The organism is Spirosoma sp. KCTC 42546, from assembly GCF_006965485.1.
Taxonomy (GTDB): Bacteria; Bacteroidota; Bacteroidia; order Cytophagales; family Spirosomataceae; genus Spirosoma.
Genome location: NZ_CP041360.1, coordinates 2,662,110 through 2,676,374, shown reverse-complemented (window position 1 = coordinate 2,676,374; position 14,265 = coordinate 2,662,110). Strand labels below are relative to the sequence as shown.

The following is a 14,265-nucleotide window of genomic DNA, read 5'->3' as shown; positions in this document are numbered from 1 at the left end:
GGCAAATTCCTTTTCAAAAACGCTTTATTGTTTAACAGATTTTTCAAACACAGAGCCACGGAGAACACAGAGGAAATTAAATTATTTCTCTGTGTTCTCCGTGGCTCTGTGTTTAAATTCAACCTTACTTTTCTTAACGAGTTATCAGGCAGGAAATTCCATTTCATTTTCCGAAAATTTGCACATAACATCCAGCATTTCGCTGAGTTTTTCGCCGATTGGTGTTAACGAATATTCGACTCTAGCGGGCACTTCCCGAAAATTATCATTTCTGATAATTAATTTATGTAGTTCAAGAAGTTTTAAGCGGTCAGCCAAGATATTATCACTGATATGCTCTAAGTCCTCCTTTAGGGTCGAAAATCGGCTATTCCCTTCTTCTATGCTGAATAATACTTCCGTGAGCCATCGTTTACTCAATAAATGAATAAGCTCATTTAGCCTACATTTCTCTTCCAGAAAAGTTTGGTTATAATAATTCGTGGAGCTTAGTTTTCTCATAACTAGTACTAATTTTTTTAGGAGTAACTCACAATCTTTTACAACTCTTGGCGGTAGCGGTACTTACCTATTCCTTTGTAACAGGGCTCCAACAAAAGGAGTAGATTGCTGACGCTACTGATTTACGTTCTTAAAGTTAGACATTGCGTTTTTAATAGTGACCTATGCAGTACCGAAAATTAGGAAATTCTAACCTCGAGATTTCAGTAATCACGTTTGGTGCCTGGGCAGCGGGTGGCTGGATGTGGGGCGGCACCGAACGAAATGAAGCGGTAAAAGCCATCCGATCCTCATACGATGCAGGCGTAACCTCTATCGATACGGCCCCCGTTTATGGCCAGGGCTTGAGTGAGGAAATCGTAGGCGAAGCCATCAAGGAATTTCCCCGCGATACGATCCAGCTACTCACCAAATATGGCATGCGGTGGGACCAGGCCAAAGGCGACTTTGCCATGAATAGCAAAGGCAATGATGGTAGGCCGCTTACCATTTACAAATACGCAGCCAAGGAAAGTATTATTAACGAATGCGAAGCCAGTCTGAAACGACTGGGTACCGACTATATTGACCTCTACCAAATCCACTGGCCCGATAAAACAACGCCTATTGAGGAAACGATGGAAGCAGTTTCCTTACTGATCGAACAGGGGAAAGTGCTGTATGCGGGCGTTTGCAACTACAATGTGGACCAACTGGCTGAAGCATCCAAGTACATAAATCTGGTCTCTGATCAGGTTCCGTATAGCATGGTCAAGCGTGATATTGAACAGGCTACTCTCCCCTACTGCATCCAAAATAACCTATCCATTCTCGCTTATAGCCCGCTGGAGCGGGGGTTGCTTACCGGCAAGATGAAGCCAGGCTATCAGTTTGCGCCGGATGATCACCGGGCTTCCCTGTACTTTTTTACCGATGAGAACCTCAAGCGCGTTAATGTCTTTCTCGACAAAATCAGTCCGCTTGCCAATGACAAACAAGTTACTGTTGGGCAGTTAGTGTTGAAATGGACTACAGAGCAACCGGGTATTACCATTGCACTGGCAGGTGCCCGCAATGAAAAACAGGCGCTGGAAAATGCGGCTGCTGTCGACATAGACCTCACCCCAACCGAAGTAAGCTTTATTACTACTCAGTTAAATGAACTGGAACTGGTAAAATAAGCGCTTCTTATCGCAGTACTTTACTACTTACAGCATCAGAGTCTGAAGGTATGGCTGAAAAATAACATCGATCAGCGATTATAAATAAACCAGTACTAACTTGTCTTGAAGCACTCAAAAATGGGTGCTTTTTTGTTTTATACTCCTAGTACATTAAGTTGCAACCACAGTTGGTTAACACCCAACGAACAAGTAGTTGTATGATGTTGTTTATAATACAAATCTTCCCATGATTCGTTTGAGTACTACATATACCGGCCTTAGGAGTTCATTTTGCCGATAAGTAACTTCCCGATCAAAACCCTATCTAGATATCTAGTTAAGAACTTACGCAATAAACAGCGGTGTTTTTCAGCATGAAGTAGCTGAGAAGCATAATGCAAATGAACCGGCGGTTCTCCCTCTCAGTCGAGAGGGAGAAATGGTGCCGTTATTCAGATTAGGTTGGTTTGGAAAGCATAGCGGATATTCTGCTATGCTTTTCTGTTGAATAAAAGCAGAAAAACGCTCTCATTTACTCATAACCTACTGGTTTTCCACACAAACTACTACATATAAGTTCTCAGTTTGTCAATTTATAAAACAAAGAAACAAGCCCCGTTGAATACGTTTTTGAATCGACCAGGGTTAGGTTAATCCGATCCTGGATGTTGGTAAAGAGTGGCTTTCCTGCACCCAGAATAATCGGATGAATCGCCAGTTGTACTTCATCGACCAGTCCTTCCCGCAGAAACGAAGCGGTTAGGTCAGCGCCACCAAAGAGCCAGATATCGCTGCCGGGCTGATTTTTAAGTGCGTCCATTTGTGTTCTAACGTCTCCGCGAAGTAGCTCTGCGCCTGCAGCTACCTCTGCAAGCGTATTCGAAAACACATACTTTTTGTAGGCATCAAACGAATAGTTGCTAGCCACTTCGTCGGGGTTGGTTAGAAGCTCGTAGGTTTTACGACCCATAACTAACGCATCAATTCGCGCCAGAAACGCCGTCATGCCATAATCCTGGTCGGTAAAGCACCAGTCATACTCCCCATTGGGTCCTTCAATGTAGCCGTCCAGGCTAACGGCCACTCCTAAAATTACGTTGCGCATAGTCGTCGGTTCTGAATGATTTATGACAAAATTGATAGCAAAAAAATCAGACATCAAGTTGATGACTATAAAATTGTCAGGTATAGAAAACCCCGAACTACCTATACGCGCAGGCTGGACCCACTTGTCCGTTTTGCGGACACCTGTTGTCCAGAAACGGACAGTTCAACCAGGTCTGTGTTCTAAAAAATGGCCTTAAATCTACATTCAGAGCACTATCAGCGAGTTGGCACCGCATTTGATCGACATTATCGTATATAATAATCTCTGCTATGAAACGGGCCTTTTTGGGAGAGTTTGAAGAAGTGGTTTTACTAACCGTTGCCGTCCTTGACGAAGGCGCCTACGGGGTTAATATCACCCAAGAAATTGAGCAGAAAACCGGTCGATCCGTAGGGTTCAGCACAGTTCACACAACCTTGCAACGATTGGAAGAAAAAGGGTTCCTTTCTTCGCAAATGGGCGGTGCAACAGCCGAGCGCGGAGGCCGTCGAAAGCGATTTTTTACCGTTACGGCCGCCGGACGAAAAGCCTTGCAGGAAGTGAAGCAGGTGCGGGAGGAACTATGGGGAGCACTCCCCCCACAAACGCTGCAATTGATGGGAGGCTAAACTAATGTACAATGAATAATGAGTAATGTACAATACTCTGTAAATCAGCAGCAATTCCCGTTTACTTTCAGTATCCATTTTACATTATCAATTATCCATTAATCGAATGAAACCGCCCCGCTGGGCCAATTGGCTTCTGGAAACTTTCGGTCATCCCGACACGCGAGAAGAAGTGCAGGGCGACCTGCTCGAACTCTATGCTTATTGGGAACAAACGATGGGTGTGCGACAAGCTCGCTGGCGGTATAGCTTAAACGTTTTGAAACTAATGCGGCCTTTGGCCAAACGAAAATCAACCGAATACCCGACCATCTTCTTTTTAAGTCCTATTATGCTACGTAACTATTTGAAAATCGCGCTGAGGAATCTTGTTAAGAACAAGGCGTATTCCTTCATCAACATTGGTGGGCTCGCTATGGGTATGGCGGTGGCAATACTGATTGGTCTCTGGATTTACGACGAACTATCGTATGATAAGTACTTCCAGAATTACGACCGGATTGCCAAGGTCATGCAAACCGGAACGTTCAACGGTGAGGTGTTTCATGGCGAATATAACCCTGCCCCCATGGGCCCGGAGCTGCGGACGGTGTACGCCAGTGATTTTACCCATGTGATCATGTCCTCCTGGACGCGCGATCATATCCTGGCGTTTGGCGACAAAAAATTCACCAAAACCGGCAACTACCTGAGTGCCGATGCGCCCGATATGCTCACACTGAAGATGATCAGCGGCACACGGGCCGGCTTAAAAGATCCAGCTTCGATATTATTGTCTGAATCAGTTGCACAGGCGCTGTTCGGCACGTCTGATCCAGTCGGTAAGCTCATGAAGATCGACAACAAACTGGATGTGAAAGTAACGGGCGTTTATGAAGATTTCCCGTACAATACCGAGTTCAGAGATATGAAGTTCATCGCCCCCTGGGATCTGTATGCCTCCTCGGAAGGTTGGGTAAAACGGGCGCAGGACAACGTAGAATGGGGAAACTTCTCCTGGCAGGTATTGGCTCAGATCGCTCCGAATACAACGGTTGACGCGGTGTCGGAAAAAATCAAAAACATCCGACTGAAACACAGTCCCGAATCAGCGTTCATCAAGCCAAAGGTATACCTCCAGCCCATGCGTAACTGGCACCTGTACTCGGGCTGGGATAAATCGGGAAACCTGGAAGGGCGGATTCAATACGTCTGGTTATTCGGCATCATTGGCGTCTTTGTCCTGCTGCTGGCCTGCATCAATTTTATGAACCTGAGCACGGCCCGCTCCGAAAAACGCGCCAAAGAAGTGGGGATTCGGAAAGCCGTTGGCTCGGTGCGCAGTCAGTTGATCGGGCAGTTTTTTAGCGAATCGTTGCTGGTGGCGGTCTTCGCATTTGGATTGTCTATACTCCTGGTGCTACTTATACTGCCTCTTTTCAACGAAGTAGCTGATAAACAGGTCGGTATTTTATGGACCAACCCTGTTTTCTGGCTATCCGGGCTTGGATTTAGCTTACTGACCGGGTTGATTGCCGGTAGCTACCCAGCCCTTTACCTATCATCGTTCCAGGCGGTTAAGGTGTTGAAAGGAACTTTCCGGGTGGGTCGGTTTGCGTCGATTCCCCGCCAGGTGTTGGTGGTGGTACAGTTTACGGTTTCCGTTACCCTGATCATCGGAACCATAATTGTGTTCCGGCAAATTGAGCACGCCAAAAGCAGGCCCGTAGGCTATGACCGAAGCGGCTTGATTACCGTTGCCATGAACACCCCGGAATTACATGAACACTACAATGCCCTGCGTGATGACCTGATCCGAACCGGCACCGTACTGGATATGTCGACCTCATCGACCCCGGCAACCGATCTGAATTCGCAGAATAGTGGGTTCGACTGGGTGGGCAAAGACCCTGGCTTCAAAGATAATTTTGGCACCATTGCCGTTACGCACGATTTTGGCAAAACAGTAGGCTGGCAGTTTGCTCAGGGGCGCGATTTTTCCCGGCAGTTTCCGAGTGATTCGTCGGGCATGGTGCTGAATGAAACAGCCGTGCGCTACATGGGTATCAAAGACCCGGTAGGCAAGCAGGTTAAGTGGAATGGCAAGCCCTATCGGGTAGTTGGGGTTATTAAGGACATGCTCATGGCCTCACCCTTTGAGCCTGTTTATCAGACGGTGTATGTGCTGGATTACGGATGGGCCAATGTCATCAACATTAAGCTCAATCCGAGCCGAAGTACCAGCGAGTCATTGGCCAGTATCGAATCCGTTTTCCGAAAATTCAATCCGGGTAGCCCGTTCGATTATCGATTCACAGATCAGCAGTACGCGTTGAAATTTGCCGCCGAGGAGCGCATCGGTAAGCTGGCTTCGGGGTTTGCCATCCTGGCCATTTTTATCTCATGCTTAGGTCTGTTCGGCCTGGCATCGTTCGTGGCCGAGCAGCGCACCAAAGAGATTGGTGTTCGGAAAGTGCTTGGCGCATCCGTAACTAATGTATGGCTGATGCTCTCCAAAGACTTTGTGATTCTGGTCATTATCGCCTTCGGTATCGCTACGCCCATCGCCTGGTATTTTCTCGGCAACTGGCTCCAGAAATACGAGTATCGAACGGAGTTGTCGTGGTGGATTTTTGCTGTCTCAGGAGTAGGCGCTCTCCTGGTTACGTTGCTGACAGTCAGCTTCCAAAGCATCAAAGCGGCATTGATTAATCCGGTTAAATCGTTACGAAGCGAGTAACTGTAGTACCGACCGGGGCGGGCGGCTGGACACCCGTTTTTACTAACTGATTCACTGCCGACCGGGACGGTCGGTACTACACTAATGAAACCACCCCGTTTTGCCAACTGGCTCCTGGAGACCTTCGGTCATCCTGACACTTCGGAAGAAGTGCAGGGCGATCTGCTTGAACTCTACGACTATTGGGTGCAGACCTTGGGTGAGCGAAAAGCGCGCTGGCGGTATGGCCTGAATGCACTAAAACTGCTACGGCCTCTGGCCAAATCGAAACAATCTGTAGAGTACCCAATCCCTTTCTTATTGAGCCCAACTATGCTACGAAATTATGTCAAAATCGCCCTCCGAAACCTAACCCGAAACAAGGTTTTTTCGGGTATCAACCTACTGGGATTGTCTACGGGCATTACGGTATGCCTACTGATTTTCCTGTTCATCATGAACGAGTTCAGCGTCGATAATTTTCACAAAAACGGGAAAAGCATCTACCGGGTCATGCGGGGCATGGAGCACGAGGGGAAAGAAGTAGCGGTCTCCTACGTATCGGGACAATATGCGCCCGCCCTACTGACCGACTTTAAGGGCCAGATCACCCAGGCGGTACGGGTAAATCCTACCGATGCTCTCGTAGCTACCCAAGACAAGTCGTTTCATGAGCGGAAAATCATTGATGTTGATCCTAACTTCTTCACGTTCTTCACGTTCCCATTGCTGAAAGGCGATCCGGCGACGGTGTTGTCAGAGCCAGCGAGTGTAGTCCTCACCGAATCGACGGCCAGAAAATACTTTGGCAGCATCGACAATGCGCTGGGTAAAATCGTTAAGGTCGACAAAAACCTGGCGGTAAAGGTCACCGGTATTGCGCAGGATGTTCCGGCTAATTCGCACCTGGACTTCGATCTGGTGATACCCCTGGAGAACTACAAAGACCGGACCTGGATGACCGGCTGGATCAATAACGGCATTTATACCTACGTACAGCTTGACCCAACAGCTAGCGAAGAACAGGTTGAACGCAATTTCCCGCGCTTCATGGATAAACATATGGGGCAAATCTTTAAGCAGTCCGGCTTCCATTTCAATCTATCACTCACGCCGTTGGCCTCCATTTATTTTGAACAGTCGGCCTTCGATAGCGTAAAGCATGGCGATAAAAAAGTAGTCTATATCTTTTTATCGATTGCAGCCCTCATTCTGCTGGTAGCCTGCATCAATTTCATGAACCTGTCAACCGTTCGGGCCGTGGACCGATCCAAAGAGATTGGCGTTCGGAAAGTATTGGGGGCCATTAAAGGCCATCTGGTATGGCAATTTATTGGTGAGTCGCTGCTGCTGACAACTCTCTCCTGCCTGGTTTCGATTGGATTACTGGCCCTGGTGTTACCGGTTTACAAACAGTTGCTGGGCTACCCATTGAATCTATCCGTATATGCGTTGCCGATCGTTCTGTTCCTGATCGGAATTATTGTGGTAGTGGGTTTTCTGTCGGGGAGCTATCCGGCATTTGTGCTGGCGGCCTTTTCGCCCATCCAGGCGTTGAAAGGCAAATTAAGACTGGGCAAAGGAGGAACATCGTTACGGCAGGTGCTGGTAGTGGTGCAATTCAGTATTTCGATACTGCTCATGCTGGGAACGGCCATTGGTACCCAGCAAATGAGCTACCTCAAAAACAAACAGCTTGGCTACAACAAAGAGCAAACCCTGGTAATCCCCATCGACAATGAGGATATCTATAACTTCATTCTGAAACATAAACCTGAATTACTTTCACAGAGCCGGGTAGAGTCCGTTTCGATGATGTCAGGCGAACCGGGTGGTTTTTTTGATGGGCATATGTTTGATGTAGAAGCCCATCCGAACCGATGGAAGGCCCGAACCGAATTTGCTGATTTCGATTTTGTAAAAACCCTGGGGCTAAAAATCATTGCAGGCCGGGACTTTTCTCCCCTGTTCCCCACCGACACGGCAGGGGCTATCCTGATCAATCGAACGGCGGCTGCCCGGCTGGGCTGGACTCCGGACCAGGCCGTTGGCAAATGGCTTAAAAATACCATGCGCGATAGCACGAACCGGACCATCATTGGCGTGGTGGAGGATTACAATTTCCTGTCTTTGAAAGAAGCGATAGAGCCATTGGTGATTGCGCCGAATGATGACCGGCGGGCGGCTCTGATTCGGCTGAAACCCGGTAACCTGACAGCTACTGTCGAGACGATTCAACAGTTGTACGCCAAAACACGACCGGCTTACCCATTTGAATACCACTTTCTGGATCAGCAGTTCGATCAGATGTACCAGACTGATTTGCGCCAGCAAACGATTATGCAGGTTTTTGCGGGTTTAGCCATTTTCATTGCCTGTCTGGGTTTGTTTGGTCTGGCCTCATTTTCAGCCCAGCAGCGGACCAAAGAGATTGGTGTTCGGAAAGTGCTCGGTGCATCCGTCGGCAGTGTTGTAACGCTGCTCTCCCGAGACTTTCTGAAACCGGTGAGTATCGCCATTCTGGTCGCTAGCCCGATTGCCTGGTATGTCATGAGCCAGTGGCTACAAAACTTTGCGTACCGGGTCGATATTTCGGGCTGGGTGTTTGCGCTGGTAGGGTTACTGGCCATCGGCATTGCCTTGTTGACAGTCAGTTTCCAAAGCATCAAAGCCGCGTTGGTTAACCCGGTTAAGTCACTACGGTCTGAATAACGCGGTGCTTGGAGCACGGAGCAGGGAGCGCGGAGCAGGGCACAAACCGAGCATTACCCTGCACCCCGCACCTCGCACCCTGCTCCGTGCCCCCTGCCCCACGCAAAAAAACCATGAAATCAAATCATCGTCAACCACCGCGCTGGGCCACCTGGCTCCTGGAGACCTTCGGTCATCCGGATACCGCTGAAGAGGTACAGGGCGACCTGCTGGAACTCTACGCTCACTGGGTCGAAACGGTAGGCGAACGAAAAGCCAATTGGCGATATGGCCTGAGTGCGTTGAAACTGCTACGACCACTAGCCAAATCGAAACGATCGTCAGATTACCCAACTCCTTTTTTACTAAGTCCTTCTATGATACGCAACTATGTAAAAATCGCCTTTCGAAACCTCTCCAAAAGCAAGGGGTATTCCTTCATCAATATCACCGGTCTGGCCGTTGGTATGGCTTGTACAGTACTGATATTTTTAGCGGTCAGACACGAGACCAGCTACGACAAGTACCACACAAACGGGAGTCGGATTTACCGGGTTGAGGGAGAAAATATTCAAGAAAAACACAGCTATCCGGGTACGTATACCGGCATGACCAACGCCTTGCATACCGACCTGCCCGAAGCAGAGTTAGTCGTCCCTTTGCTTCAGATGGGAGGCAGTACTTTTGCCGTACCTAACTCCGATAAACGCTTTAAAGAGTCATACGTATTTGCGGGCAATGAATTATTTCATTTACTTGATTATCAATGGATAACCGGTGATCCACGTACTGCGCTATCGCAACCCAACACCGTCGTCCTGACGCGCGCGTATGCCGAAAAGTATTTTGGTACGACGGACGTACTCAGCAAAACCATTCAGCTCGATAACAAACAGGACTTGCTGGTGGCCGGTGTACTGGAAGACCACCCGACAACAACTAGTTTTCCATTCAATCTGCTGGTTTCTTTCCCCTCGATCAAAAACGTCCACCCGGATACTGATTTGAATAAGTGGAATGGCTGGAATGACAATTTTCAGGTATTTGTGTTGTTAAAAGAGGGCATTAATCCCGCTCAATTAACCAGGCGTTTTCAGCATATAGTCGTCAAATACATGGGAAAGGAAGCCCTTCCCGACAAACGTTTTTTCCTGGGGCCATTATCCGAAATTCATTATGGCAGCAACCTGGGCGGACGATCTGCCAATCTGCCTTTGCTCAGGACGCTGTCGTTCATTGGTTTACTGGTGCTGCTGATTGCCTGTTTTAACTTCATCAATTTAAGCACCGCTCAGGCCTTCAAACGGGCAAAAGAAGTAGGCATTCGGAAAGCGGTTGGCAGTAATCGCGGGTCGCTGATTTACCAGTTCCTGACGGAAGCCGGTCTGATTACGTTTCTCTCCGTTCTGGTAGCCATCCTCCTAGCCTGGATTACGCTACCGACGATGGCCAATACACTGGCAGTCCCGCTGAAATCTACGGATTTATTTACCTGGCAAACCGCTCTCTTCGCCCTCGCGCTGGCAGGTCTCACAACGTTACTGGCGGGTGTTTATCCAGCGTTCCGGCTATCCGGCATGGCGCCAATCTGGGCCTTAAAAAACAATACGTTAGCGCAGGGGAAACAATGGTTTACGTTGCGCCAGGGGTTAGTGGTGGTTCAGTTTACGGTTTCGCTCATCCTCATTAGCAGTGCCTTACTGATCAACCAGCAACTTACCTTTTTCCGAAACGCTGACCTGGGTTTTAATAAATCGGCCATCATTACGGTTGGATTGCCTGACAATAAGCCCGAGAAACTACAAGCCCTTCGGAATCAACTCATCGAATCGCCACAGATCAAGGACGTGAGTTTCTCCTTCAACAGCGCATCGTCAGAAAGCAACTGGATGCAGGGCATGGAATACCGGGAAGGTGCCAAAGACAAGTGGCTTCAGATCAAAACCCAGATGAAAATGGGCGATTCGCACTACCTGGATACCTATGGCATTCAGTTGTTGGCGGGAGAGAAACTGAAGGACACGGATACGTCCTCAGCTTCTTTTAAAATCATTGCCAACGAGGTATTTATCAATCGGATGGGCATTAGCCGTCCCCAGGATGCCATTGGGCAGCGCGTGTTTTACGGCAATGGCCAGGAGTTTGCCACGATTATTGGGGTTGCGAAAAACTTCAATGTCAACTCGCTGCATCAGAAAATTGACCCGACCGTGATTCAGGTCGTACCAAATAATTTTTACCAGGCGGGCATAAAACTACAAAGTGAACAACCCACCGCCGAGAATGTACAGGCAGCGTTGGCGCAGATCGAAAAGGCCTGGATAGCTACTTTCCCCAATCAGGTATTTGAGTATAGCTTTCTGGATGAATCACTGGCGCAGGCCTACCGGTCCGAAACCCGAACGGCGCAACTTATTGAGACCTCAACCTTCCTGGCGGTCCTGATTGCCTGTCTGGGCTTGTTCGGGCTGGCTACGTTTACGGCCGAACAACGCACCAAGGAAATTGGCGTTCGGAAAGTGCTGGGTGCCTCGGTTGGCAGCATTATTACGCTACTCTCCAGAGATTTCCTGAAACTAGTTCTTGTGGCCGTTGTCATTGCCTCCCCTATTGCCTGGTACACCATGAGCCAGTGGCTCCAGAATTTCGAGTTCAAAGTGGAAATCAAGTGGTGGGTATTTGCCCTAACCGGCTTGTTGATGGCGATTATAGCATTGCTGACGGTCAGTTTCCAGAGTGTTAGGGCGGCACTGGTGAATCCGGTGAAATCATTACGGTCAGAATAGCGTGAATAATGTAGAGACAAGGCATGCCTTGTCTCTACGTATGCCTTGTCTCTACATTATTCTTGTACACAATCGCTTTTATGAGCAACTTGCTACCTTGTATTGTTAGGCCAACTGCACATGAAAGCGCTTCCCTTATTTTTCCTGCCCCTATTGCTCGGTTTTTTATATCCGACCCATCCTCTTGAATTAGGCAAACAGGAGTGGGTTACAGCCACTCCCGAGGCAAACAAGATCATTACCGGAGCCGACCAAGTCTCTGCTTACCTGCCTTATCTGAAAGGAAAACGGATTGGGATGGTGGTTAACCAAACCTCCATTATCGGCAACAAACCGAGTGTCGACAGTCTGGTGAGCCTGGGGGTAAACATTGTCAGCATTTTTGGGCCTGAGCACGGTTTCCGGGGGAATGCCAGTAACGGGGCTAAGGTGGACGACGCTGTCGATACTAAAACCGGTATCCCCGTTGTTTCGCTATACGGAAAAAACAGGAAACCAACGAAAGAACAATTGGCGAATATTGACCTGATGGTTTTTGATATTCAGGACGTGGGTTGCCGCTTTTACACCTACATCAACACGCTCAACCATGTGATGGAGGCCTGCGCCGAAAATAACAAAGAGCTGATGATTCTGGATCGGCCAAATCCGAATGGATACATCGTTGATGGCCCTATTCTGGAAAAACACCTTTATTCAGGTATTGGGATGCATCCTATTCCCATTACACATGGCTGCACCATTGCCGAGTTTGCCCAGATGATTAATGGTGAGGGCTGGGGCGGAGTCGCTAAAACGAATCCGTGCAAACTAAAGATCGTTAAGGTAGCCAATTACACGCACGACATGGCCTATACGCTGCCAATTCTGCCTTCGCCCAACCTGAATACGCAGCAATCGATTTTACTTTATCCGAGTACGTGCTGGTTCGAAGGAACGATCATCAGCCAGGGGCGAGGAACCTATATGCCTTTCACGGTTCTGGGCGCACCCGCCCTGAAGGGCATTTATCCCTTCTCGTTTAAGCCCGTTAGTATCAAAGGCATGAGTGAAACACCCTTGCACCAGGATACCGAGTGCTACGGGCTCGACCTGCGAAACTATGATACCAACAAACTGCGCAAAACAAAACAACTCAATCTGCACTGGCTGATGGAGTTGTACAAAGCGTATCCTGACAAAGCCCGTTTTTTCGATACGAGTTATAGCAAACAAATTGGCAATTTCGACTACCGGAGTGGTAACGAAGCCCTTAGAAAGCAAATCATTGCGGGCGTATCCGAAAAGGAGATCCGCCAAAGCTGGGAGCCGGGTTTATCGGCGTATAAGCAGATGCGGAAGAAGTATCTGATGTATCCTTAACAGGATTATTAACCACAGAGGCACAGAGAAAGGCGATTGTTAATTGCTCGCGCTTTACAACTCTGTGTTCTCTGTGCCTCTGTGGTTAATAACACAACTATTGGATTTTAGCCAGCCACAACGATGCATTGATGTGCAAAGCCGGGTGTGATGGTATAGCCCGATGGCGCATCGCCCGACCAGCCATTGAATAGCCTATCGTTGGTATCGTCCGTTCCATCGTCGGCGGGTGAACTATCGCCAATCAAGACAATGCGCTGACCAGTTGTCTAAGCACAGGGATATGAGGACGGAATATGGTAACCGCTTGAACAAAGCCACTGAAAATGGATAGATGACACCGCGCGTAAGTAGCAGGCAATTGAATCACCAACTGATTTAGTTGGATTTCGACAGCGTCAATAGAATTTGAGTGAATTCGGCTAAAGAGAGCGGATGACGGACAGGTTTTTGGGCCTGATTAACCTCCCAGGTAAACGTAACGAGGTAATAAATATCAGCTCCCCGACTAGGTGTTTTATCTTCGCCGAAGTACTCAATTAATAGCAGTCGTTGCGGATGCAGCTTATACTGGTTCACCAATTCGGTAGCCAGAACATCCACAACATTGGTAGCATTTCGGCTGTTCTCGGGCCAGGTGGCAATGACAATCTGCAACTTCCGATCCATCCGAATCAAACATGAGCTTACAGAATGATTGGGTGCCTGAAAGACCAATACACATTCCTCCATAAGAAAGAGAGTTCGTGAAACTTAAGAGAAATGAAACAAAATAGCCACTTGCCAGCGACAAATGGCTATCAATTCCACATCTGGATTAGAGATGCATTTCCAACTAAAATTCACTGTAAGGCGACCTATTGGCTACTGGATTTTCACCAGTTAGCACGCTGAAAGACAAGGGCGAATTTCGCACATGTACGTCAATTCGTACTCCTCATTTCAATTAGAAAAACATTAGAAAAATATTAGAAATCCTGTAGAGCCGAGACAGATCATAGGTAGCCCCCCGAACGATTACATGTATTGGGCACTTAGTGTGAACGCTGGCGATGCTTAGTATCCGTAGCGCCGATCAGCCAAGGTACACCAAATGACCATTTTGTCAATTCTGGCAAGTCTCAGCAGAATCCATAAAACTCTGAAATTCTGAGGCTATCCCTACGGATAATACCATATCAAACTATAAATCGTGAGGCTTTAATTCTGCATAAATGCTCACAATAAACTATATTATACCTGACAATCAATAGATTAACTTATGTTATAATTTCTGGGTACACTATTTTTTCTGCAACTATATATCTCAATGTACCACAAAGAATCCCGTTATTTTCTCAATTAGTCTGTAAAAAAAATACCCCTGATA

The 14,265-nt window shown here is 47.9% G+C and carries 10 protein-coding genes; 6 read left to right on the top strand and 4 right to left on the bottom strand.

All coding sequences use genetic code 11. The features are described 5' to 3' along the window. Positions 1–144: 144 nt before the first annotated feature. Positions 145–501, bottom strand: a complete 357-nt coding sequence (locus tag EXU85_RS10735) for a helix-turn-helix domain-containing protein (RefSeq protein WP_142772084.1) — start codon at positions 499–501, stop codon at positions 145–147. Between the two features lie 164 nt (positions 502–665). Between EXU85_RS10735 and EXU85_RS10730 the strand changes: the two genes are divergently transcribed. Continuing rightward, on the top strand, positions 666–1,661 hold the full coding sequence (locus EXU85_RS10730) for an aldo/keto reductase (protein WP_142772083.1): 996 nt from the start codon (positions 666–668) through the stop codon (positions 1,659–1,661). Positions 1,662–2,223: 562 nt separating this feature from the next. On the opposite strand, the gene EXU85_RS10725 is transcribed toward EXU85_RS10730, so the two are convergent. Then, entirely contained in the window at positions 2,224–2,748 is a 525-nt protein-coding gene (locus EXU85_RS10725; RefSeq protein WP_142772082.1) for a dihydrofolate reductase family protein, read from the bottom strand. Between the two features lie 272 nt (positions 2,749–3,020). Here EXU85_RS10725 and EXU85_RS10720 point away from each other — a divergent pair, with 272 nt between their 5' ends. The 5 genes from EXU85_RS10720 (at position 3,021) to EXU85_RS10700 (ending at position 12,896) form a co-directional block, all read left to right on the top strand. After that, the gene (locus EXU85_RS10720) at positions 3,021–3,359 is read left to right on the top strand and encodes a PadR family transcriptional regulator (RefSeq protein ID WP_142772081.1); all 339 of its coding nucleotides are present in this window, start codon (positions 3,021–3,023) and stop codon (positions 3,357–3,359) included. Between the two features lie 106 nt (positions 3,360–3,465). Then, the gene (locus EXU85_RS10715; RefSeq protein ID WP_210422458.1) at positions 3,466–6,078 is read left to right on the top strand and encodes an ABC transporter permease; all 2,613 of its coding nucleotides are present in this window, start codon (positions 3,466–3,468) and stop codon (positions 6,076–6,078) included. Positions 6,079–6,162: 84 nt separating this feature from the next. After that, positions 6,163–8,769: an ABC transporter permease gene (locus EXU85_RS10710; RefSeq protein WP_246859503.1), complete on the top strand. Its 2,607-nt coding sequence runs from the start codon at positions 6,163–6,165 to the stop codon at positions 8,767–8,769. Between the two features lie 113 nt (positions 8,770–8,882). After that, positions 8,883–11,534, top strand: coding sequence for an ABC transporter permease (locus EXU85_RS10705; RefSeq protein ID WP_142772080.1), 2,652 nt, complete (start codon positions 8,883–8,885; stop codon positions 11,532–11,534). Positions 11,535–11,654: 120 nt separating this feature from the next. Next, complete coding sequence (locus EXU85_RS10700; protein WP_142772079.1) at positions 11,655–12,896, top strand: exo-beta-N-acetylmuramidase NamZ domain-containing protein; 1,242 nt, start codon at positions 11,655–11,657, stop codon at positions 12,894–12,896. 107 nt (positions 12,897–13,003) lie between these two features. Here EXU85_RS10700 and EXU85_RS35305 read toward each other — a convergent pair whose 3' ends face one another. Both EXU85_RS35305 and EXU85_RS10695 read right to left on the bottom strand, forming a co-directional pair. Then, complete coding sequence (locus EXU85_RS35305; RefSeq protein WP_168207712.1) at positions 13,004–13,144, bottom strand: hypothetical protein; 141 nt, start codon at positions 13,142–13,144, stop codon at positions 13,004–13,006. A 130-nt stretch (positions 13,145–13,274) separates the two neighbouring features. Next, a complete protein-coding gene (locus EXU85_RS10695; RefSeq protein ID WP_142772078.1) occupies positions 13,275–13,628 on the bottom strand; it encodes a hypothetical protein in 354 nt (117 codons plus the stop codon). Positions 13,629–14,265 lie beyond the last annotated feature (637 nt).